16 protein-coding genes are annotated in these 23,234 nt (G+C 72.8%); 10 read left to right on the top strand and 6 right to left on the bottom strand.

The window, feature by feature from the left end:
• Positions 1-132: 132 nt before the first annotated feature.
• Positions 133-3,015 (bottom strand): helix-hairpin-helix domain-containing protein, encoded by a 2,883-nt coding sequence (locus tag AF335_RS32405; RefSeq protein ID WP_244927222.1) that lies wholly within the window; start codon positions 3,013-3,015, stop codon positions 133-135.
• Positions 3,012-3,995: an aldo/keto reductase gene (locus tag AF335_RS32395; protein WP_102922001.1), complete on the bottom strand. Its 984-nt coding sequence runs from the start codon at positions 3,993-3,995 to the stop codon at positions 3,012-3,014. Before AF335_RS32395 ends, AF335_RS32405 begins: the two co-directional genes overlap by 4 nt.
• A gap of 217 nt (positions 3,996-4,212) precedes the next feature.
• Between AF335_RS32395 and AF335_RS32390 the strand changes: the two genes are divergently transcribed.
• The gene (locus tag AF335_RS32390) at positions 4,213-5,262 is read left to right on the top strand and encodes an LLM class F420-dependent oxidoreductase (RefSeq protein WP_102922000.1); all 1,050 of its coding nucleotides are present in this window, start codon (positions 4,213-4,215) and stop codon (positions 5,260-5,262) included.
• A 417-nt stretch (positions 5,263-5,679) separates the two neighbouring features.
• Here the strand turns inward: AF335_RS32390 and AF335_RS32385 are convergent, their stop codons facing one another.
• The gene (locus tag AF335_RS32385) at positions 5,680-6,672 is read right to left on the bottom strand and encodes a magnesium and cobalt transport protein CorA (RefSeq protein ID WP_102921999.1); all 993 of its coding nucleotides are present in this window, start codon (positions 6,670-6,672) and stop codon (positions 5,680-5,682) included.
• A gap of 123 nt (positions 6,673-6,795) precedes the next feature.
• Between AF335_RS32385 and AF335_RS32380 the strand changes: the two genes are divergently transcribed.
• The 5 genes from AF335_RS32380 to AF335_RS32360 all read left to right on the top strand — a co-directional run bounded on the left by AF335_RS32380 (position 6,796) and on the right by AF335_RS32360 (position 11,648).
• A complete protein-coding gene (locus AF335_RS32380; protein WP_102921998.1) occupies positions 6,796-7,509 on the top strand; it encodes a histidine phosphatase family protein in 714 nt (237 codons plus the stop codon).
• Between the two features lie 113 nt (positions 7,510-7,622).
• Entirely contained in the window at positions 7,623-8,213 is a 591-nt protein-coding gene (locus tag AF335_RS32375; protein WP_102921997.1) for a DUF3090 domain-containing protein, read from the top strand.
• Complete coding sequence (locus tag AF335_RS32370) at positions 8,177-9,151, top strand: SCO1664 family protein (protein ID WP_184743604.1); 975 nt, start codon at positions 8,177-8,179, stop codon at positions 9,149-9,151. The genes AF335_RS32375 and AF335_RS32370 overlap by 37 nt, the downstream gene beginning before the upstream one ends.
• A gap of 125 nt (positions 9,152-9,276) precedes the next feature.
• Positions 9,277-10,506, top strand: coding sequence for a cysteine--1-D-myo-inosityl 2-amino-2-deoxy-alpha-D-glucopyranoside ligase (mshC, locus tag AF335_RS32365; protein ID WP_102921996.1), 1,230 nt, complete (start codon positions 9,277-9,279; stop codon positions 10,504-10,506).
• A 182-nt stretch (positions 10,507-10,688) separates the two neighbouring features.
• Positions 10,689-11,648: an SMP-30/gluconolactonase/LRE family protein gene (locus tag AF335_RS32360; RefSeq protein ID WP_102921995.1), complete on the top strand. Its 960-nt coding sequence runs from the start codon at positions 10,689-10,691 to the stop codon at positions 11,646-11,648.
• A 113-nt stretch (positions 11,649-11,761) separates the two neighbouring features.
• Here AF335_RS32360 and AF335_RS32355 read toward each other — a convergent pair whose 3' ends face one another.
• From AF335_RS32355 to metH, 3 genes are all read right to left on the bottom strand, one after another.
• The gene (locus AF335_RS32355; protein WP_102921994.1) at positions 11,762-12,205 is read right to left on the bottom strand and encodes a hypothetical protein; all 444 of its coding nucleotides are present in this window, start codon (positions 12,203-12,205) and stop codon (positions 11,762-11,764) included.
• Between the two features lie 242 nt (positions 12,206-12,447).
• Positions 12,448-13,179, bottom strand: a complete 732-nt coding sequence (locus AF335_RS32350; RefSeq protein ID WP_102921993.1) for a GntR family transcriptional regulator — start codon at positions 13,177-13,179, stop codon at positions 12,448-12,450.
• Positions 13,180-13,848: 669 nt separating this feature from the next.
• Positions 13,849-17,358 (bottom strand): methionine synthase, encoded by a 3,510-nt coding sequence (gene metH / locus AF335_RS32345; RefSeq protein WP_102921992.1) that lies wholly within the window; start codon positions 17,356-17,358, stop codon positions 13,849-13,851.
• A 571-nt stretch (positions 17,359-17,929) separates the two neighbouring features.
• Between metH and AF335_RS32340 the strand changes: the two genes are divergently transcribed.
• The 4 genes from AF335_RS32340 to AF335_RS32325 all read left to right on the top strand — a co-directional run bounded on the left by AF335_RS32340 (position 17,930) and on the right by AF335_RS32325 (position 23,198).
• Entirely contained in the window at positions 17,930-18,694 is a 765-nt protein-coding gene (locus tag AF335_RS32340) for an IclR family transcriptional regulator (RefSeq protein WP_102921991.1), read from the top strand.
• 537 nt (positions 18,695-19,231) lie between these two features.
• Positions 19,232-20,014: an MIP/aquaporin family protein gene (locus AF335_RS32335; protein WP_102921990.1), complete on the top strand. Its 783-nt coding sequence runs from the start codon at positions 19,232-19,234 to the stop codon at positions 20,012-20,014.
• Positions 20,015-20,055: 41 nt separating this feature from the next.
• The gene (gene glpK, locus AF335_RS32330; RefSeq protein WP_102921989.1) at positions 20,056-21,588 is read left to right on the top strand and encodes a glycerol kinase GlpK; all 1,533 of its coding nucleotides are present in this window, start codon (positions 20,056-20,058) and stop codon (positions 21,586-21,588) included.
• A gap of 2 nt (positions 21,589-21,590) precedes the next feature.
• Complete coding sequence (locus tag AF335_RS32325; protein ID WP_102921988.1) at positions 21,591-23,198, top strand: glycerol-3-phosphate dehydrogenase/oxidase; 1,608 nt, start codon at positions 21,591-21,593, stop codon at positions 23,196-23,198.
• Positions 23,199-23,234: the final 36 nt, after the last annotated feature.

Genomic DNA, 23,234 nt, shown 5'->3' with positions numbered 1-23,234 from the left:
GGTCCGGGCTCGCCCGGGTGATACGGGGAGCTCGTCCTGGCGCGCCCCCGGGCCGGGTCCCGGGGGCTCAGGGCGCTGACCTCGTGCGTACGGGCTCGCCCCGGTGGTGGGGGAGCCCGTACGCCCCGGGTGTCACTCCGCCGGGCGGCCCTGTGCGCGCAGCAGGGAGCGGAGCCGCGTCGTCCGCTCCTTTCCGGGGACCTCGGCGACGGCCCGGGGCAGCGCCTGGTCGACCCCGTGCACGACCGACAGATGACGCTCCGCCCTGCCGAACGCGGTGCAGACCCACGACCGCGTGAGCGTACGGGCCGCGTCGCCCGGCAGCACCACCACGGCCGCCGGCCAGCGCGCCCCGGCCGCCTGGTGCGCGGTCACCGCCCAGCCGTGCCGGACCTCCTCGCCCACCCGCTCCCTCGGGATGACGACCGGGGTGCCGCCGCAGTCCAGACGCAGCCCTTCCGCGCCCGCGGAGACCACCGTGCCGGTCACCGTCCGGCCGGGCGCCGGGACGTAGGCGACCCGGTCGCCGGGGTCGAAACCGCCGAACCGGCCGGGGCCGGGGTTCAGCCGCTCCTTGAGCGCCGCGTTGAGCGCGCGGGTTCCGGCGGGACCGCCGTGGCCCGGGGTGATGACCTGGGTCCGCTCCGCCGGCACGCCGATCGCGCGCGGGATGGAGTCCGCGACCAGCTGGACCGTACGGTGCACGGCCTCCGCCGGCTCCCGGACGGGCACGATCACGACCTCCTTGCCGGGCGCCTCGACCTGGTTCAGCTCCCCGACGCCGATCCCCGACACGAGCTCGCCGATCGGGCCCGGGTCCGGGGTGCGCGAGACGACCACCGGGCACGCCTGGGCCGCGAGCACGTCCGCGAAGACCCTGCCCGGGCCCGCCGACCACAGCACGCCCGGGTCGCCGCTCAGGACGAGCCGGGTGCCGTCCGCCAGCGACTCGACGAGCATCGCGGCGGCCTCGACGTCGAGCTGCGGCGCGTCCAGCACGGCGAGCAGGCCGAGCGCGAGCGCGCCGTCGACGTCCCGCCCGGGGCCCTCCCGCCCGGCCAGCAGCCCCGCCACGGTGACGGCCGCGCCGTCACCGAGCTCGGCGGCCCGGCGCTTGCCGTCCTCCGTGTGCACGGCGACGCACGCCCGCACCCCCGCCGCCCGCGCGGCGAGGACCAGCCCCACGACCTCGGCCCGGGAGGCGTCGCCCCCGCTGTGCGCCACGACGCCCGCGCCCGCGACCGCTCGGGTCAGCTCGGCAGCGGACGGCGACGCGGCGGCGCCCGCGAGGGCCTCCCAGTCGGGGGAGGGGGCGGAAGGGGCGGTGCCGGCGTCGGCGTCGGCGTCGGCGGGAGCGGCGCCCGCCCGGGGCCGTTCCGCGGCTTCGGCGGCGGGGTCCGTGTCGGCGGGGTCGGTCGGGTGGGCGTCGCCGTCTCCGGACTCGGGCTCGCCGTTGGTGGGCTCCGGAGAGGCCGCGGCACCGGCCGTGGGCGTCTCCTCGTCCGCCGCGCGGGGAGCGGTCTCCCCGGAGGCGTCGGCCTCGGGAGCGTCCGGAGCGCCGGCGGTGTCCGACGGCGCCGTCCCGGCGGTGGCCTCGGCGGCCTCGGCGGCCTCGGCAGTCACGTACGGCTCGTCGCCCGCGGCCCGGGCGGCGGGCTCCGGCTCGAAGTTGTTGATCAGGCGGCCGAGGCCGTCCGCGAGGCTCTCCTCGGCCATGGCGTAGCGGTCCAGCCCCAGCAGCAGCCGGACCGGGACCTCCGCCTCGGGGTCGGCCTCGCGCGCGGCACGGCCGGTGCCCGGGTTCTCCAGCGCCTCCTCGAAGACCAGGACCGCGCCCTCCGCGAGGGCACCCTGCAGGGCCTCGTCCGGGTCCGGCACCGCGTGCCGGGTGAGGGCGGAGCGCAGGACCGACGCCTCCAGCACCGTGTGCCCGGCGTCCGCCGCGCGCTCCAGCAGCCAGACCGTCAGGGCCTGGGCCCGGCGCTCGTCCGCCGGGCCGCACTCGGCGCCGAGCAGGGCCCGCGCGAAGCCGTCCGCCTGCTCGGGCCGGACGCCCGGGACGGCCAGCAGCTGCCAGGGGTCGGTGCGCAGCGCCTCGGCGGCGTGCTCGCCGAGCGCCTCGGTCACCGGGCCGGTGAGCTGCTCGGGAGCGCCACCCGCGGCCAGCACCTCGCGCACGCTTCCGAGTCCCTCGGCGCTGACGGCGGGCGGGCGGGCCGCTCGGGCACGGGGCGGCCGGGCCGCCGGGCTCACGGGCGCGCTCGGGCGCTGCGGAGCCGGCCGGGCGGGGGCCGCCTGCCTGCGCGGCTCGTTGAAGAAGGCCGTGGCGGGCTTCTCGCCGCTCTCGACGGCCCGCACCGCGGCGGCCAGCGCCTCCGCGACGGCGGACCGCTTGGCAGCGGCGCCGCTCTCGGCGCCCTGCGGGTTCGTGCCCTGCGGGTTCGTGCCCTGCGGGTTCGTGCCCTGCGGGTTCGTGCCCTGCGGGTTCGTGCCCTGCGGGTTCGTGCCCTGCGGGTTCGTGCCCTGCGGGTTCGTGCCCTGCGGGTTCGTGCCCTGCGGGTTCGTGCCCTGCGGGCGTGCGACGTCCGTGTGCGCGTCCTCCGGGGCCACGCCCCGCGAGTGCCCGACCTCCGGGTTCGTGGCCTTCGGGGGCGTGCTCTCGGGGGTCGCGCTCTCCGACCCCGCGTCCTCCGACCCCGCGTCCTCCGGGCTCACGCTCTCCGGGCTCGCCTCTTCCGAGTCCGTGGCCCTCGGGCCCGCGGCTGCCGGGCCCGCGGCTGCCGGGCCCGCGGCCTCCGGCGTCGCGGCGGCCGCGACGTCCTCGGCCGTCAGGACGGTCGCGGTCTTCGCCGCACCCGTGCCCGCGTCCGCGGCTCCCGCCGCATCCGCATCCGCACCTGCGGCTCCCGCTGCGCCGCCGCCAGGCGCCTCCCGCTCGGCGGGCGGCGGTGCGGGGGTGGCCTTCTCCGGCTCCGCCGGGGCGGCGGCTTCGCCGGCGAGGCGATCGGTGCTCACAGGGTGCTCCAGTCCTGATCGGGATAGCGGTGCACAGGGGCCGACACGTCGTCGAGCGCCTGGCAGATCTCGTCCGGAAGCGTAAGCGCCTCCACTGACAACGCCGCCCGCAGCTGCTGGGCGTTCCGCGCGCCGACGATCGGGGCGACCACGCCGGGGCGGTCCCGCACCCAGGCCAGCGCCACCTTCAGGGACGTCGTGGCGAGCCCGTCCGCCGCCGTGGCGACGGCGTCCACGACCCGGCTCGCCGTCTCGTCCAGATACGGGGCGACGAAGGGCGCGAGGCTCTCCGAGGCGCCCCGGGAGTCGGCGGGGGTCGCGTGGCGGTACTTGCCGGTGAGGACGCCGCGGCCGAGCGGCGAGGACGGCAGCACCCCGATGCCCAGGTCGAGCGCGGCGGGCAGCACCTCGCGCTCGATGCCCCGTTGCAGCAGGGAGTACTCCATCTGCGTGCCGGCCAGCCGGGTCCGTATGCCCGGCGCGGCCAGCTGCCAGGTGGCGGCCTTGGCGAGCTGCCAGCCGCTGAAGTTGGAGACGCCCGCATAGCGGGCCCGCCCGCTGCTGACGGCGATGTCGACCGCCTGGAGGGTCTCCTCGACCGGCGTCCAGGGGTCGAAGGCGTGGATCTGCCACAGGTCCACATGATCGGTGCCGAGCCGTTCGAGAGAGGCGTCGAGCGCCGAGAGCAGGTGCCCCCGCGAGCCGTCGAACCGCCGGTCGGGGTCGGGCACGCTGCCGGACTTGGTCGCGATGACCAGATCGCGGCGCGGCACGAGCTCCTCCATCAGCTGCCCCAGGAGATACTCCGCGCCGCCGTCCGCGTAGACATCCGCGGTGTCGACGAGGGTGCCGCCCGCTTCCCAGAACGTCTTGAGCTGCTCGGCGGCGTCGTGCTCGTCGGTGTCCCGGCACCAGGTGAGCGTGCCGAGCCCGATCCGGGATACCCGCAGCCCCGTGCGGCCGAGATGCCTTAGCTCCATGAGCGCTGACCCTACTGGCCGCGGCACACCCCGTGGCGCCCTGTGGACAACGCCGACGATCACCCGGCGGGCCGGCCGGCGGCCCGGCGGCGACCGGGTGCGGACCGGGCGGCGGACGCCGAGGCCCCCGCACACCGATGACGTACTCCGGGTCGGCGCGCTACAGTCCCCGGAACAACGACGTTACTGATCGGTAAGGGGAGTCCGCATGGGGCGAATGAGGCTCGGAATCAACCTCGGCTACTGGGGTGCCGGGATGGACGCCGACAACCTCGCGGTCGCCCGCGAGGCCGACCGGCTGGGCTACTCGGTCTGCTGGGCCGCCGAGGCGTACGGCTCGGACGCCCCCACCGTGCTGGCCTGGGTCGCGGCGCAGACCGAGCGGATCGACATCGGCTCGGCCATCTTCCAGATCCCCGCCCGTACGCCCACGATGACGGCGATGACCGCGGCCACCCTCGACTCGCTCTCCGGCGGCCGCTTCCGGCTCGGCCTCGGCGTCTCGGGCCCGCAGGTCTCCGAGGGCTGGTACGGCGTGAAGTTCGACAAGCCGCTCGCCCGCACCCGCGAGTACGTGGACATCGTCCGCAAGGCGATGTCCCGCGAGCGCGTCACCCACGACGGTGACCACTGGTCCCTGCCGCTCCCCGGTGGCCCGGGCAAGCCCATCAAGCTGACCGTCCACCCCGTGCGCGAGCGCATCCCGCTCTACATCGCCGCCATCGGCCCGAAGAACCTGGAGCAGACCGGCGAGATCGCCGACGGCGCCCTCGTCGTCTTCTTCGCCCCGGAGCACGCCGAGGAGACCACGCTCGGCGCGATCCGCGCGGGCCGCGAGAAGGCCGGCAAGGACCTCGAAGGCTTCGACCTGGTCCCGAGCGTCTCCATCGCCGTCGGCGACGACGTCAACGCGCTCGCCGACATCTTCCGCCCGCACACCGCCCTTTACGTCGGCGGCATGGGCAGCGCCAAGCAGAACTTCTACAACAAGCTCGCCCAGCGCATGGGCTACGAGAAGGCCGCCGCCGAGATCCAGGAGAAGTACCTGGCCGGTGACAAGGCGGGCGCCGCCGCGGCCGTACCGCGCGAGCTGATCGACTCCACCACGCTGCTCGGCCCCGTGGAGCGCATCGCCGACCGGATGCAGGCGTACGCCGACGCGGGCGTCACCACGCTGTCGCTGCTGCCCGCCGGCTTCACCCTCGACGAGCGGATCGCCGCCCTGCGGGCCGGCGTCGAGGCGATGGAGCGCGCCGGCCTGGCGTAGCGGGCGGCGGACCTACGGCCGTGGTGGGGGCTCGGGGTGTCTTCCCCGCCACGGCCGGTACAGAGCACAACGCCTGTACGGGCGCGGAGTTACGCGCCGACGCCCCGGAATCCCGCACGGATTCCCCGGAAGAGCCGCACCCCGGTCCCACCCGTTCGGCCCAGCGGCCGTTACGTCCTGTTGCCGACCCCCCGGGGCACTTTTTCCCCTACCCGCCCCTTCCCGAATGTCCTCAATCGCCGGACGGGCTGATTCGTTGCCCGGACGGGCGGAAAATTCAGCCCGTCCGGGGGCACCTCCTGGGGGCACCCCCAGCGGTAGCTGGGGGAGTCTGAGGACCGGGGTCCGGGGCGGAGCCCCGTTCGGGAAGGGGCGGGGCGGGGACAAAGCCCGCCGCAGGCGCCGCCCCACCCCGTCTCACAGCCAGCCGCGCCCCTTGAAATACCGGTGCAGCCAGAACACCAGCCCCGCCATGACCAGTACGACCGCCGGATAGCCCCACGGCTGGCGCAGCTCCGGCATGCGCTCGAAGTTCATCCCGTAGATACCGGCGATCATCGTCGGCACCGCCGCCATCGCCGCCCACGCGGAGATCTTGCGCATGTCGTCGTTCTGCTGGACGCCCATCTGCGCCAGGTGGGCCGAGAGTATGTCCGTCAGCAGCCGGTCCAGCCCGTCCACGTACTCGTTCGCCCGCGTCAGGTGGTCGCCCACATCCCGGAAGAACGGCCGCATGGGCTCCGGCACGAACGGCACGCCCGAGCCCGACAGCCGCGCCATCGGGTCGGTCAGCGGCGCCGAGGCCCGCCGGAACTCCATCACCTGCCGCTTGAAGGAGTAGATACGGGAGGCCGTGTTCCGGGTGTCTCCGCCCATCGGCGCGAACACCTCCGCCTCCAGCTCCTCCAGGTCCACCTGGAGTTCGCCGGCCACCTCGATGTACTGGTCCACGACCGCGTCGCTCACCGCGTACAGCACCGCCGACGGCCCGTGCCGCAGGACCTCCCGGTCCTCCTCCAGCCGCCGGCGCACCTCGGCGAGCGGCGCGCCCTCGCCGTGCCGGACGGTCACCACGAAGGAGTCGCCGAGGAAGAGCATCAGCTCACCGGTGGTGACCTTGTCCGCGTCGTCGTCGTAGACGACCGGCTTCAGGACGACGAACAGCGAGTCCTCGTACACCTCCAACTTGGGCCGCTGGTGGGCCTTCAGCGCGTCCTCCACGGCCAGTGGGTGCAGCCCGAACTCGCTGGTGACCAGCTCGAATTCCTTCTCCGTGGGCTCGTGCAGCCCGATCCACAGGAACGAGTGGCCGTCGGCCCGCGCCTCGTCCAGCGCGTCGGAGAAGTCGGCGGGGCCCTCGGTGCGGCGTCCGTCCCGGTAGATAGCGCAGTCCACGATCACGCAGGGCATTCTGCCGCCGATCGGCCCCGAGTACACCGCGCGGCGGGCCCCGGACGGGAATGACCCGCCTCGCGCGGACCCGGTCCGGCACCGGCCGGGACGGGCGGAACCGCCCCGACGTAGGCTGCGGGCATGCCCACGCTGATCCTGGTCCGGCACGGCCGGTCCACCGCCAACACCGGGGGCGTGCTCGCCGGCTGGACCCCCGGGGTCGCCCTGGACGAGCGCGGCGCCGCCCAGGCGGCCGCCCTGCCGGGCCGGCTGGCCGGGCTCCCCCTGGCCGCCGCCGTCACCAGCCCCCTCCAGCGCTGCCGGGAGACCCTGGCGCCGCTCCTCGCCGCCCGCCCGGACCTGCCCCTGCACACGGACGAGCGCGTCGGGGAGTGCCACTACGGCGACTGGTCCGGACGCAAGATCGCCGAGCTGGTCGACGAGCCGCTGTGGGAGGTCGTCCAACGGCACCCCAGCGCCGCCGCCTTCCCCGGCGGCGAGTCCGTACGCGCCATGCAGGCGCGCGCGGTGGAGGCCGTGCGCGACTGGAACGCCCGGATCGAGGAGGAGCACGGCCCCGACGCCGTCTACCTCGTGTGCTCGCACGGCGACATAGTGAAGTCGCTGGTCGCCGACGCCCTCGGCCTGCACCTCGACCTCTTCCAGCGGATCGCCGTCGACCCCTGTTCGGTCACCGCCATCCGCTACACCCGGCTGCGGCCCTTCCTGGTGCGCCTCGGCGACACCGGCGAGCTGGACGGCCTCGCCCCGCACATGGAGCCGTCGGCCTCGGCGAGGGGTTCCGGGGCGTCCGAGGCGGACGGCGTCGTGGGAGGCGGGGCGGGAGCACCGTGATCGTCCCGCGCAGTAGGGTGGTGACGCGGCTCCGTCCGCCTTCCCACGTGTGATCAGCATCCGGAACAGTCACTTCCTCGCCACTCCACCACCGAACCAAATGGAGCAGGACGTTGTCCCGTCAGGTGTTCCTCTATGACCCGCCGGACCGTTTCGTCGCCGGTACGGTCGGGCTGCCGGGTCGCCGCACCTTCTTCCTCCAGGCCACCGCGGGCGGTCGTACGACCAGCGTCGCCCTGGAGAAGGCCCAGGTCGAAGCGCTCGCCGAGCGGATCGACGAGCTGCTGGACGAGGTCGTCCGGCGCACCGGCGGCAATGCGGCGGTGCCCGCCGTGGCCCCCGCCGAGCTCGCCGACACCGGGCCCCTGGAGACCCCCGTCGAGGAGGAGTTCCGCGTCGGCACCATGGCCCTGGCCTGGGACGGTGACGGGCAGCGCATGATCGTGGAGGCGCAGGCCCTCGTCGAGCTGGCGGCGGACACCGACGAGGACCTGGTCGAGGCCGAGGAACGGCTGCTCCAGGACGAGAAGAACGGTCCGCCGATGCTGCGCGTCCGGCTCACCGGCACCATGGCACGGGCCTTCGCCAAGCGTGCCCTGGAGGTCGTCGGCGCCGGCCGCCCGCCCTGCCCCCTGTGCAGCCTGCCGCTCGACCCGGAGGGACACGTATGCCCGCGCCAGAACGGATACCGCCGCGGAGCGTGAGCCCGCAGGAACTGCTCGCCAAGGGCGAGCTGACGGTGCGCGGCCGGATCCGCGGGGCGTCCAACGCGGTGCTGTACTGCACGGTCGAGTACGACGGCGTGAGCGCCGCGTGCGTCTACAAGCCGGTGGCCGGCGAGCGGCCCCTGTGGGACTTCCCCGACGGGACGCTCGCCCAGCGCGAGGTCGCGGCCTACGAACTGTCCGAGGCCATGGGCTGGGGCCTGGTCCCGCCCACGGTGCTGCGGGACGGGCCGTACGGGGAGGGCATGTGCCAGCTGTGGATCGAGGCGTCCGAGGCACCTGAGGGCGCGGCGGGCGCGTCCGGGGAGACGGAGACCTCCGAGGCACCCCAGGGCACTCAGGGGCTCGACCAGCCCGAAAAGCCCTCGGCGCCCCCGGGCGCCTCCCGTGCCGACGCCCCCGCCGGGGCCGAGGGCGTCGCCCACGGCCCCCTGCTCGCCCTGGTCGACGGGGACCAGCCCGGCGAGGGCTGGAAGGCCGTGGGCTTCGCCGAGGTGGGCGGCCCGGGGGAGGAGCGCACGGCGCTGCTCGTCCACGCCGACGACGTCCGGCTGCGGCGCCTCGCCGTGCTCGACGCCGTGATCAATAACGGTGACCGCAAGGGCGGCCACCTGCTGCCCGCCGCCGACGGCCGGATCTATGCCATCGACCACGGTGTGACGTTCAACGCGGACGACAAGCTGCGCACCCTGCTGTGGGGCTGGGCGGGCGAGCCGCTGACGGAGGAGGCCCTCGACGCCCTGCGGCGACTTTCAGACGACCTGGCTGAAGACCGCCCCCTCACCGCCCGGCTGACAGAGCTCATCACACCGGCCGAAATCCAGGCGCTCCGCGCGCGTGTCGCGGACCTGCTGCGGACCGGACGGCACCGTGAGCCCAGCGGTCAGTGGCCGGCTATTCCCTGGCCACCGGTCTGATCCACTTCGGCCCGCACCGGAAGCGGGCCGATGCACATCGGGCGGAGCCGGCGCAAGAGGGCCTGTTCGGCCAACACCCGAGTCCGGTTCGTATCCGGAACACCCGTCCGGTTACGCTTCTGAACATGCATGCCTGGCCCGCTTCTGAGGTACCCGCCCTGCCTGGCAGTGGCCGCGACCTCCGGATCCACGACACCGCGACCGGTGGACGGGTGACCCTCGTCCCCGGTCCCGTCGCCCGTATCTATGTCTGCGGCATCACGCCGTACGACGCCACCCACATGGGGCACGCGGCGACCTACAACGCGTTCGACCTCGTGCAGCGCGTGTGGCTCGACACCAAGCGGCAGGTTCACTACGTCCAGAACGTCACGGACATCGACGACCCGCTGCTGGAGCGGGCCGTCCGCGACGGCGAGGACTGGACCGCGCTCGCGGAGCGCGAGACCACGCTCTTCCGCGAGGACATGACCGCCCTGCGGATGCTCCCGCCCCGGCACTACGTGGGCGCCGTGGAGTCGATACCGAAGATCGTCCCCCTGGTGGAGCGCCTGCTCTCCGCCGGGGCCGCCTACGAGCTCGAAGGCGACATCTACTTCTCCGTCGCCGCCGACCCCGCCTTCGGCACCGTCTCCGGCCTCGACGCCGAGGCGATGCGGCTGCTCTCCGCCGAGCGCGGCGGCGACCCCGAGCGCCCCGGCAAGAAGAACCCCCTCGACCCCATGCTGTGGATGGCCGCCCGCCCGGGCGAGCCCAGCTGGGACGGCGCCTCGCTCGGCCCCGGCCGCCCCGGCTGGCACATCGAGTGCGTCGCCATCGCCCTCGACCACCTCGGCATGGGCTTCGACGTCCAGGGTGGCGGCAGCGACCTCGTCTTCCCGCACCACGAGATGGGCGCCTCGCACGCCCAGGCGCTCACCGGCGAGCACCCGTTCGCCAAGACGTACGTCCACGCCGGCATGGTCGCCCTCGACGGCGAGAAGATGTCCAAGTCGCGCGGCAACCTCGTCTTCATCTCCAAGCTGCGCCGTGACGGCGTCGACCCGGCCGCGATCCGGCTGGCCCTGCTGGCGCACCACTACCGCGCCGACTGGGAGTGGACGGACGCCGTCCTGAGCGAGGCCGTCGAGCGCCTCGCCCGCTGGCGCGCCGCCGTCTCCCGCCCCGACGGCCCGTCCGCCGACGCCCTGGTCGAGGAGGTCCGCGAGGCCCTCGCGGACGACCTCGACGCACCGCGGGCACTGGCCGCCATCGACCGCTGGGCCGCCGCCCAGACCGCCGACGGCGGCACGGACGAGGGCGCGCCCGGCCTCGTCTCCCGCACCGCGGACGCGCTGCTCGGCGTCGCGCTCTAGCGGTACCGGGCGGCCGGCGACCCGGCCGCCACGCGCGCTCGCGCGCCGACCTTCAGGGGGCGCTCTCCACCGGAGAGCGCCCCCTTTCGTCCGCCCGGATCCGCGTGTGGCGGGGGTGGGACGGGTAGGGCTGTGCTTCCGTGATCCCGGTCACCTCCACGTCCCGGAAGGACGCACACACCATGGCAGGTTCCCTCGCACGCCGAAGACTGCTCGGGGCCGGCGCGGCGCTCGGCGCCTCGGCCGTCGCAGGACCCCTGGCGTCAACGGCCCGTGCCCATGCTCCCTGGCCCGACCGCTTCCCGCTGCCCGACGGCTTCCGCCCCGAGGGCATCACGATCGGCCCCGGCCCGTACGCCTGGTTCGGCTCCCTCGGCGGCGGCTCGCTCTACCGGGCCGGCCTGGCCACGGGGCGCGGCACGGTGGTCACCACCGGCAGTGACACCCCCACCGTCGGGCTGAAGTCGGACCGCCGGGGCCGGCTCTTCCTGGCCGGCGGGGCCACCCGGCAGCTGCGCGTGGTCGACGGCCGCGCCGGCCGCACCCTCGCCACGTACGAGGTGGGCAAGGCGCCCACGGTCGTCAACGACGTGGTGCTCACCCCCGGCGCCGCCTGGTTCACGGACTCCACCCGGTCCCAGCTCTACGGGCTGCCGTTCGGCCCGCGCGGCGAGCTGCCGCACCCGCGCGACATCGTCACCCTGCCCCTGAGGGGCGAGTGGACCGAGGCCCCGGACAACGGCTTCACCACCAACGGCATCGAACGCACCCCGGACGGCCGCGCGCTGCTCGTCATCAACGTCTTCGCGGACGGCGGGACGCTCTTCCGCGTGGACCCGCGCACCGGGGACGCCCGCCGTGTCGACCTCGGCGGCAAGAAGCTCCCCGACGGGGACGGCGCCCTGCTCCTCGGTCGCACGCTGTACGTCGTCCAGCAGATCCAGAACGCCGTCGACGTCTTCCACCTGGACTCCACCGGCCTGCGCGGCCGCGCCGTGGCCAGGATCACCGACCCGCGCTTCCGGATCCCGACCACCGTGGCCGCCTTCCGCGACCGGCTCTACCTCCCCAACTCCCGCTTCACCGAGGAGCCGAAGCCGGACATGGAGTACGACGCCGTGGCGGTGCCGCGGGTGAGGTAGCCGCGGGGTACGGGCCCGGCGGCGCGCCGTCCCGCCGCCGGGTCGCGCGTGCCGCGCTCCGCGTTCCGCCGAGGAGGCGGTGGCCCCGGCCGGCCACCGGCCGAACCGCCTCGTCACCGGGGCGGAGCCGTCCCGGTGACGAGGGCGCCGAGCGCTTCCCGGAGCGCGCCGTCCGAGGTCGGCGTGTGCCGCCGCTCCCCGTCGGCGTCGGGGAGGACCCACACCCGTTCACCGAGATACCGCCCGGGCGGCGGTACGAACAGCTCGGCGCCCTTGCGGTAGGGGGCGACCCCGGGGGAGCGCCGGACGCGCCGGGCCCCGCCGAGCGGGATCAGCCACCACATGGCGTGCTCCACGCCGCCCATGACATAGGGGCCGATGTGCCGGCCGCGCGTCTTGAGGTGGGAGATGACGGCGGTGGCGAGTGTGAAGTCGAGCCGTACGAGGTCCCATTGCCGGCCTGCGACGAGTGGGGCGGTGGTGTTCTCTTTCCAGAGGGCGATCGCGGCGCGTGGGTCGTCGGCGGCCTGGGCCAGCCATTCGGTTGTCGTTGTCACAGGGTCACCCCCGTGCCGGGGAGGCTGCTCGGGCTGAGCTCCGCTGTGGTGGTGCACCGGCCTGTACGTGAGAACATCGTTGGCTCCCGTGGCTGTGCGCAGGGCCGAGCCCTGCGGAGGTGTCCGGCTTGGACGGCCGGACTGCGCACTGGAATAGTCCACCGGTGGACTAGTCAGGTCAAGCCCTGGGAATGAAAGAGCCCCCGCCAACGGCGGGGGCCCTCAAGGGAGTTGACGAACTTCTAGTCAGTCATCGAATACTCGTCCGTCCTGGTCCAGCGGCCGCCCGCGCTGACGCCGACCTCGTACGTCAACGCGCGCCCCTCGGCGTCGTACGCCACGTGCCGGGCCTCGGACACGGCGGCCGGGCCGTCGAGCCGCAGCAGCTCAAGCTCCTCGTCCGTAGCCAGGCGAGCCGTCCACCAGTCGCGGCCCGTGTGGGGCCGACGGCCGGTCTCCCGCTCCACATAGCGCGTGGTGCCTTCCCGGACCCGCTCACGCTGGAGGAGCCTGGGCGCCGCCGTGACCACGTCGGACGTGAACCATGACCAGGAGGTGGCTGTGGGCGTCTCCCCTTCGAAAGTAACGCGGTGCCGCCTGGCCACAGGGTCGCCGGTGTCGATGCCGAGGGCGGTGGCCACCTCCTCGGGCGCGGGCATCGTCTCCGCGCTGACGATCTCCGCGTATTCCCCGGCGGTGTAGACCTGGCCGGTCTTGACGGCCGTCCGGTACCGCTCCCCGGCCGTGCGGGCGAGGGGAGCGCGCTCGCGCACGATCGAACCCGTTCCCTGCCTGGTCTCGATGAGCCCCTCCTGGCGGAGGACGTCGAGCGCGCGGACGACGGTGGCCCGCGCCACCGACCAGCGCTCCGTCAGTTCACGTTCCGAGGGAAGCGTGTCTCCCGGGCTCATCTCACCGCGAACGATCCGACCCCTGATATCGCCCGCGATCTGGTCGTACTTCGGTAGCGCCATGGTTACCCCTGCTCAACTAGTGGACCAGTCCAGTAGTCATGGTGAGGTTGGCCGCCAACACGGGTCAAGGGTGGGCCGCCCGGCGGGCACGTGTACGAAGAGCCGTGGGGTGTCCGGTGGTTCTCTCCCCGACTCCGCCCCTCCCCGCTCCATACGGTGTGCGGATCCGTGACGGGGCTCCGCCCCGGAGCCTGGTCCTCGATTTCTCCCGGCTACCGCTGCGGGTTGCCCCCGGACGGGCTGAATTTCAACCCGTCCGGGCTGCGGAGGGTGCTGCCGTTGGCTGGGGCCGTGGCCGGGCCGCCGCCACGCATCGGCGACGCGCAGGATCAGGCTGAGACCTGAGCTCCTGAGTCGGCCGCGGCGCTTGCGCGGGGCTTTTCCCCTACCCGCCCCTTCCTGGAACCGGGGGCGAGCCCCCGGGCCCCCTTCCGCGCTTCGCGCGGTGGCCTCAAGCGCCGGCCGGGCTGGATTTTGCCCTGTCCAAGCTCGACTTTCCGCCCGGTTCCGGGCAACGATTCAGCCCGTCCGGCGATTGAGGACCGGGGTCCGGGGCGGAGCCCCCCGCGCGGCGGAGCCGCATATCGGATGCTGCGGGAAGGGGCGGGGCTGGGGAAAGGCGGCCCGCAGGGCACCCCTCCCACAGAGCCCCCACCCCGACCGGCGAGGTCACCGCGCGTTGAAGTACTTCGCCTCCGGATGGTGGATCACGATCGCGTCCGTCGACTGCTCCGGATGCAGCTGGAACTCCTCCGACAGATGCACCCCGATCCGCTCCGGCTCCAGCAGCGCCGCGATCTTCGCGCGGTCCTCCAGGTCCGGGCAGGCGCCGTAGCCCAGGGAGAAGCGGGCACCGCGGTACTTGAGGGCGAACATGTCTTCGACGTCCGACGGGTCCTCGCCGCCGAAGCCGAGCTCGGCGCGGACGCGGGCGTGCCAGTACTCGGCGAGGGCCTCCGCGAGCTGGACGGAGAGCCCGTGCAGCTCCAGGTAGTCGCGGTAGGCGTCCGCCGCGAAGAGCTCGGCCGTGGCCTCGCCGATCCGGGAGCCGACCGTGACGACCTGGAGGCCGACGACGTCCGTCTCGCCGGACTCCTCCGGGCGGAAGAAGTCCGCGAGGCACAGCCGGCGGCCGCGCCGCTGCCGGGGGAAGGAGAAGCGGGTGCGCTCGGTGCCGTCCTCGTGCAGCAGGATCAGGTCGTCGCCCTTGGAGACGCACGGGAAGTAGCCGTAGACCACGGCCGCCTCCAGGAGGTTCTCCGTGTGCAGCTTCTCCAGCCAGCCCCGCAGGTGCGGGCGGCCCTCGGTCTCGACCAGCTCCTCGTACGTCGGGCCGCCCGCGCGGGCCTGCTTCAGGCCCCACTGGCCCTTGAAGAGCGCGCCCTCGTCCAGCCAGGAGGCGTACTCCTTGAGCTGGATGCCCTTGACCACCCGCGTGCCCCAGAACGGCGGGGTGGGCACCGCGTTGTCGACCGAGACGTCCGAGCGGACCGAGCCCTCCGGCTCCTCGTCCTCCACCACCGGGGCCGTGGCCCGCTTGGGGACCCGCCGCTGCTTGAGCTCCGGCAGGGTCGCGCCCGGCACCCCCCGCTTGACGGCGATCAGCGCGTCCATCAGGCGCAGGCCCTCGAACGCGTCACGGGCGTAGCGGACCTCGCCCTCGTAGATCTCGTGCAGGTCCTGCTCGACGTACGCCCTGGTCAGCGCCGCACCGCCGAGGATCACCGGGTAGTCGGCCGCCAGCTTGCGCTGGTTGAGCTCCTCCAGGTTCTCCTTCATGATCACGGTGGACTTCACCAGCAGCCCCGACATGCCGATCACATCGGCGCGGTGCTCCTCCGCCGCCTCCACGATCGCCGAGACCGGCTGCTTGATACCGAGGTTGACGACGTTGTAGCCGTTGTTGGAGAGGATGATGTCGACGAGGTTCTTGCCGATGTCGTGGACGTCGCCCCGGACCGTGGCGAGCACGATCGTGCCCTTGCCCTCCGAGTCGCTCTTCTCCATGTGCGGCTCCAGATAAGCGACCGCCGTCTTCATCACCTCGGCCGACTGGAGCACGAACGGCAGCTGCATCTGGCCCGAGCCGAACAGCTCGCCGACGACCTTCATGCCCTCCAGCAGCGTGTCGTTGACGATGTCCAGCGCGGGCCGGTCCCGGAGCGCCTCGTCGAGGTCGGTCTCCAGGCCGTTCTTCTCGCCGTCGATGATGCGGCGCTGGAGCCGCTCGTCCAGCGGCAGGGCCAGGAGCTCCTCGGCCTTCCCCGCCTTCATCGACTTCATGTTGACGCCCTCGAAGAGCTCCATGAGCCGCTGGAGCGGGTCGTAGCCCTCGGCACGCCGGTCGTAGATGAGGTCGAGGGCGACCTTGACCTGCTCCTCCTCCAGCCGGGCGATCGGCAGGATCTTGCTCGCGTGCACGATCGCCGAGTCCAGCCCGGCCTTGACGCACTCGTCCAGGAAGACGGAGTTGAGGACGACACGCGCGGCCGGGTTGAGGCCGAAGGAGATGTTGGACAGGCCCAGGGTGGTCTGCACCTCCGGGTGGCGGCGCTTGAGCTCGCGGATCGCCTCGATGGTGGCGATGCCGTCCTTGCGGGACTCCTCCTGGCCGGTGCAGATCGTGAAGGTCAGGGTGTCGATGAGGATGTCGCACTCACGGATGCCCCAGTCGCCGGTCAGGTCGGCGATGAGCCGCTCGGCGATGGCCACCTTGTGCTCGGGGGTACGGGCCTGCCCCTCCTCGTCGATGGTCAGCGCGATCAGCGCCGCGCCGTGCTCGGCGGCCAGCGCCGTCACCTTCGCGAAGCGCGACTCGGGGCCGTCCCCGTCCTCGTAGTTCACGGAGTTGATCACGGCCCGGCCGCCCAGCTTCTCCAGCCCGGCCCGGATCACCGCCAGCTCGGTGGAGTCCAGCACGATCGGCAGCGTCGAGGCCGTGGCGAACCGGCCCGCGAGCTCCGCCATGTCCGCGACGCCGTCCCGGCCGACGTAGTCCACGCAGAGGTCGAGCATGTGCGCGCCCTCGCGGATCTGGTCGCGGGCCATCTCCACGCAGTCGTCCCAGCGGGCCTCCAGCATGGCCTCGCGGAACTTCTTCGAGCCGTTGGCGTTGGTGCGCTCGCCGATCGCCAGGTACGAGGTGTCCTGCCGGAACGGCACGGTCTGGTAGAGCGAGGCGGCGCCGGGCTCGGGGCGCGGGCTGCGCTCCGTCGGGCGCATCCCGCGGACCCGCTCGACGACCTGGCGCAGGTGCTCGGGCGTGGTGCCGCAGCAGCCGCCGACCAGCGACAGCCCGTACTCCCGGACGAACGTCTCATGGGCGTCCGCCAGCTCGCCCGGGGAGAGCGGGTAGTGGGCGCCGTTCTTGCCGAGCACCGGCAGGCCGGCGTTGGGCATCGCGGACACGCGCGTCCGGGCGTGCCGGGAGAGGTAGCGCAGGTGCTCGCTCATCTCGGCCGGGCCGGTCGCGCAGTTGAGGCCGATCATGTCGATGCCGAGCGGCTCCAGCGCGGTGAGCGCGGCACCGATCTCCGAGCCGAGGAGCATGGTGCCGGTGGTCTCGACGGTGACCTGCACCAGCAGCGGCAGGTCGATGCCGGCCGCCGCGAGCGCCCGCCGGGCGCCGATCACGGACGCCTTGGTCTGCAGGAGGTCCTGGGTGGTCTCCACCAGGACCGCGTCCGCGCCGCCGGCGACCAGCCCCTCGACGTTCCGCTGATAGGCGTCGCGCAGCAGGTCGTACGAGGTGTGGCCCAGCGTCGGCAGCTTGGTGCCCGGGCCGACCGAGCCGAGGACCCAGCGGGTCCGGCCGTCGCCCGCGGCGAACTCGTCCGCCACCTCGCGGGCGATCCGCGCGCCCGCCTCGGACAGCTCGAAGATCCGGTCGGCGACGTCGTACTCGCCCAGTGCGGCGAGGTTCGCGCCGAAGGTGTTGGTCTCCACGCAGTCCACACCGACCGCGAAGTACTCCTCGTGGACCGAGCGCACGATGTCGGGGCGGGTGACGTTCAGGATCTCGTTGCAGCCCTCCAGCTGCTGGAAGTCCTCCATGCTGGGGTCCTGCGCCTGGAGCATCGTGCCCATGGCCCCGTCGGCCACGACGACCCGGGAGGCGAGCGCCTCCCGCAGTTCGGAGGCTCGGGCGGTGCTGGCGGTCGATGGCGTGAACGAGGCCATGGAAGTGCTCCCGGGGTTGCGACGGCTGTCGGCTTTGCGCCCTCTGGTGGAGGACGCACGCCGCAAGCGTAGCTGGCGGCCCCGGGAAATGGACGGGTGTCCCACCGCTTGATACGGGCCGACCAGGACTCGGCCGCATACTCGGTCAGGTCGTCCGGCACTCCGTCAGGTACGGGGCGCGGGCGGCGGTCCGGGCCCTGGTCCGGGAGCCGCGGCCCGGCCTCCGGCGGCGGCTTGGCGTCGGGTTGGCGTGTCTGCTTGGCGGCGGCTTGTCTGGGGCCCCGTCCGGAGGAGCCCGGCCCATGGGCGGTGCCTCTTTCGCTCCGCCGTCCCGCCGGCCCCGCCGGCTTCCCGCGCCCACTCCCGGCCCGCGTCCGTCCGGGGGACCCACCTTCCTTCGGCACAGGGCCCGTTCGAGGGTCGCGAGGCCCCCGGCAGCGGCGTGACCTGGGCAAGTATTCGCCCCGGCGATGATTCGGCGATCATGAAAAGGCCCGCGGTCAGCTACCTCTCGGTCGGCATCGGCCGATAGTGTTCAGCATTGCCGAACGGCATTGGAGGAGGTTGCACGATGGCACGGACCATCCAGTCGCTCGAACGAGCGGCGGCGATGCTACGGCTGCTCGCAGGGGGAGAGCGACGGCTGGGTCTGTCCGACGTGGCCTCCGCACTGGGGCTGGCGAAGGGCACCGCACACGGCATCCTCCGGACCCTCCAGCAGGAGGGCTTCGTCGAGCAGGACCCCGCCTCCGGGCGCTACCAGCTCGGTGCCGAACTGCTGCGGCTGGGCAACAGCTACCTGGACGTGCACGAGCTCCGCGCCCGCGCGCTGGTCTGGGCGGACGACCTCGCCCGGTCGAGCGGCGAGAGCGTCTATCTGGGCGTGCTCCACCAGCAGGGCGTGCTGATCATCCACCATGTCTTCCGGCCGGACGACAGCCGCCAGGTGCTGGAGGTCGGCGCCATGCAGCCGCTGCACAGCACCGCCCTGGGCAAGGTCCTCTCCGCCTACGACCCGGTGGCGCACAGCGAGGCCGCCGAGGCCGAGCGCGAGGCGTTCACCCCGCACACCGTGACCGGCCTGGCCGACTTCGAGGGGGTCCTGGACCTCACCCGGGCCCGGGGCTGGGCGTCCGACGTCGAGGAGACCTGGGAGGGCGTGGCCTCCGTGGCCTCTCCCATCCACGACCGGCGGCGGATGCCGGTGGGCGCGGTCGGCATCACCGGCGCCGTGGAGCGCGTCTGCGAGAACGGCGAGCTGCGGGCGCAGCTGGTCGCGGCCGTACGGGACTGTGCGCGCGCCGTCTCCCGGGACCTCGGCGCCGGCCGCTTCTGATCTTCGGGCCCGGTGGCCCCACGGGTTCCCGCTGCGCGGGTGGCGGTTCCGACGGGTTGTCGCCGCGCGGGCTTTTCCCCTACCCGCCCCTTCCCGAATGTCCTCAAGCGCCGGACGGGCTGAAATCAGCCCGTCCGGCGCTTGAGGACACCGCGCGGAGCGCAGAAAAGGGGGCCCGGGGGCGGAGCCCCAGGTTTCGGGAAGGGGCGGGGCTGGGGAAAAGCCCGCGCAGCGACAACCCCGCCGTGTCCCCTCCGTCACACCTTCGGCAAGATCCCAGGTCGCGGTTCGGTTACTGCCGGGTATCGATCGCCTACTTTCGGCCCCGTGGCCGGGACTTTTCGGTCTCGGGACCCTTGACGCGCCCTTGACGTTGCAGAAAACTGCCGTTCATCGGTCGGCATTGTCGAACACCTAACGACAATATTCGCTATGGTGGACTCTGCCGCGGGCCGATCAAAGCCCTCTTGGAGGGCGCGGACCACCGGAGGGACCCGGGGTTCGCCTTCCCCTGGACGAAGGACAAAGGAGTCGCGGGTGTCCAGCTCCGACATCTTCACCGGTGAGCTCATCGGTACCGCAGTGTTGATTCTGCTCGGCGGTGGCGTGTGCGCCGCCGTCACCCTGAAGCGTTCGAAGGCACAGAACGCAGGCTGGCTGGCCATTACGTTCGGTTGGGGCTTCGCCGTCCTGACCGGTGCGTACATCGGCTCCAAGTCGGGTGCGCACCTGAACCCGGCCGTCACCCTCGGCCTCGCGATCGACGGCGCCGTCAAGTGGAGCGACGTGCCGCTCTACATCGGCTCCCAGCTGCTCGGCGCGATGATCGGCGCCTCGCTGGTGTGGCTCGCCTACTACGGCCAGTTCAAGGCCCACCTGACGGACCCCGAGCTCGTCGCCTCGCTGAACCCCGCCGAGGGCATGGTCGACCAGACCGCGACCCCGCAGGCCGGTCCGGTGCTGGGCATCTTCTCCACCGGCCCGGAGATCCGCAACGCGATCCAGAACCTGGTCACGGAGATCATCGCTACCGCCGCCCTGGTGCTCTTCATCCTCACCATGGGCCTGACCAAGGGGCTCGCCACCAGTGGCACCGGCACCCTGATGGTCGCCTTCGTCGTCGTCGGCATCGGCCTCTCGCTGGGCGGCCCGACCGGTTACGCGATCAACCCCGCCCGTGACCTCGGCCCCCGTATCGTGCACGCGCTGCTGCCGCTGCCGAACAAGGGCGGTTCAGACTGGGGCTACGCCTGGATCCCGGTGGTCGGCCCGCTCGTCGGTGCCGCGCTCGCCGCAGGCATTCACAAGATCGCGTTCTGAGCACCCGCCGAGACCTTCCGAATCCCAGGAGCACACGACACATGACCACCACCGGCACCCACGGCCAGGGCCCGTTCATCGCGGCGATCGACCAGGGCACCACCTCCTCCCGCTGCATCGTCTTCGACCGCGACGGACGCATCGTCTCCGTCGACCAGAAGGAGCACGAGCAGATCTTCCCGAAGCCGGGCTGGGTCGAGCACGACGCCGCCGAGATCTGGACCAACGTCCAGCAGGTCGTCGCCGGCGCCGTCGAGAAGGCGGGCATCACCGCCGCCGACGTCAAGGCGATCGGTATCACCAACCAGCGCGAGACCACGCTGCTGTGGGACAAGAACACCGGTGAGCCGGTCCACAACGCCATCGTCTGGCAGGACACCCGCACCGACGCGCTCTGCAAGGAGCTCGGCCGCAACGTCGGCCAGGACCGCTTCCGCCGTGAGACCGGTCTGCCGCTGGCCAGCTACTTCTCCGGTCCGAAGGTCCGCTGGCTGCTGGACAACGTCGAGGGCCTGCGTGAGCGCGCCGAGGCCGGCGACATCCTCTTCGGCACGATGGACTCCTGGGTCATCTGGAACCTCACCGGTGGTGTCGACGGCGGCGTGCACGTCACCGACGTCACCAACGCCTCCCGCACGATGCTGATGAACCTCCGCAGCCTCGACTGGGACGAGCGCATCCTGGAGTCGATGGAGATCCCGGCCGCGATCCTGCCGGAGATCCGCTCCTCCGCCGAGGTCTACGGCACCGCCCGGGGCGGCGCCCTGGCCGGCGTGCCCGTCGCCTCCGCGCTCGGCGACCAGCAGGCGGCCCTCTTCGGCCAGACCTGCTTCTCCGAGGGCGAGGCCAAGTCGACCTACGGCACCGGCACGTTCATGCTGATGAACACCGGCGGTGAGCCCGTCAACTCCTACAACGGCCTGCTCACCACCGTCGGCTACCGCATCGGCGACCAGGACCCGGTCTACGCCCTCGAGGGCTCCATCGCCGTCACCGGCTCCCTCGTGCAGTGGATGCGCGACCAGATGGGCCTGATCAAGAGCGCGGCCGAGATCGAGACGCTCGCCAGCTCCGTCGAGGACAACGGCGGCGCGTACTTCGTGCCGGCCTTCTCCGGCCTGTTCGCCCCCTACTGGCGCTCCGACGCGCGCGGTGTCATCGCGGGCCTGACCCGCTACGTCACCAAGGCGCACATCGCGCGCGCCGTGCTCGAGGCCACCGCCTGGCAGACCCGCGAGATCACCGACGCCATGACGAAGGACTCCGGCGTCGAGCTGACCGCGCTCAAGGTCGACGGCGGCATGACCTCCAACAACTTGCTGATGCAGACCCTCTCGGACTTCCTGGACGCACCGGTCGTGCGCCCGATGGTCGCCGAGACGACCTGCCTCGGCGCCGCCTACGCCGCCGGTCTCGCCGTCGGCTTCTGGCCGGACACCGACGCCCTGCGCGCCAACTGGCGCCGGGCCGCCGAGTGGACCCCCCGCATGGACGCGGACACGCGTGACCGCGAGTACAAGAGCTGGCTCAAGGCCGTCGAGCGGACCATGGGCTGGATCGAGGACGAGGAGTAATCATGACAACCCCGCAGAGCGTTCCGACGCTGGGAACGCACCCGGCTGCCGGTTTCAACCCGAGCCGCGCCGAGACCCGGGACCGACTGTCGAACGCGACATACGACCTCCTGGTGATCGGTGGTGGCATCCTGGGCACCTCCGTGGCCTGGCACGCCGCGCAGTCCGGACTGCGGGTCGCGATGGTGGACGCCGGTGACTTCGCCGGCGCCACCTCCTCCGCGTCCTCCAAGCTCGTCCACGGCGGTCTGCGCTACCTGCAGACCGGCGCGGTCAAGCTGGTCGCGGAGAACCACCACGAGCGCCGGGTGCTGGCCAAGGACGTGGCCCCGCACCTGGTCAACCCGCTCACCTTCTACCTGCCCGTCTACAAGGGCGGCCCGGTGGGCGCGGCCAAGCTCGGCGCCGGTGTGTTCGCCTACTCGGCGCTGTCCGCCTTCGGCGACGGCGTCGGCAAGGTGATCTCCCCGGCCAAGGCCCAGGCCGACAACCCGGGTCTGCGCACGGACAACCTCAAGGCCGTCGCGGTCTACTACGACCACCAGATGAACGACTCGCGCGTGGCGGTCATGACGGTCCGCGCGGCCGTCGAGTCCGGCGCGGTCGTGCTGAACCACGCCGAGGTCACCGGGCTGCGCTTTACGCACGGCAAGGTCACCGGCGCGGAGCTCAAGGACAGGGTGGACGGTGCCGAGTTCGGCATCGACGCTCGGGTCGTCCTCAACGCCACCGGCCCGTGGGTGGACCACCTGCGCAAGCTGGAAGACAAGGGCGCCAACCCGAGCATCCGCCTGTCCAAGGGCGCGCACATCGTGATGAAGCGCAAGTCGCCGTGGAAGGCCGCCATGGCCACCCCGATCGACAAGTACCGCATCACTTTCGCCCTCCCGTGGGAGGACCAGCTCCTCCTCGGCACCACCGACACCCAGTACGAGGGTGACCCGGCGGACGTGCGCGCCACGGAGGAGGACATCCAGCAGATCCTCGACGAGGCCGCGTTCTCCATCCAGGACGCCGACCTCGACCGCTCCCTGATGACGTACGCCTTCGCCGGTCTGCGCGTGCTGCCGGGCGGCCCCGGCGACGTGGCCCAGGCCAAGCGCGAGACCGTGGTCTCCGAGGGCAAGGGCGGCATGCTGTCCGTCGCCGGCGGCAAGTGGACCACGTACCGCCACATCGGCCGTACGGTCATGGCCAAGCTGGCGAAGCTGCCCGGCAGCCCGCTGACCGAGGAGATGGAGCCCATCTCCAGCCTGGTCCGCCGGACCCCGCTGCCCGGTGTCGCCAACCCGAACGCGGTCGCCCACCGCCTGCTCGTGGACCGCGAGCCCGGCAGCCGGATGGACCCGCTGACCGCCCGTCACCTGGCGACGCACTACGGCTCGCTGTCCTTCGACATCGCGCGCCTGGTCAACGAGAACCCGGAGCTCGGCGAGCGCATCCACCCGGACGGCCCGGAGATCTGGGCCCAGGTCGCCTACGCCCGCGACCACGAGTGGGCGGAGACGGTGGACGACGTCCTGCGCCGCCGTACGACGCTGACGATCCGCGGTCTGGACACGGAGGACGTCCGTACGCGCGTCAAGGACATGCTCGGCGACAAGGGCTGACGCCTTGAGCCGGTCCGTGTGACCGGGTGATCGCTT

It is taken from the genome of Streptomyces eurocidicus, assembly GCF_002891295.1.
Taxonomy (GTDB): Bacteria; Actinomycetota; Actinomycetes; order Streptomycetales; family Streptomycetaceae; genus Streptomyces; species Streptomyces eurocidicus.
Note: the sequence above shows the minus strand (reverse complement) of the source record. Positions and strands in the feature narration are given on the sequence as shown.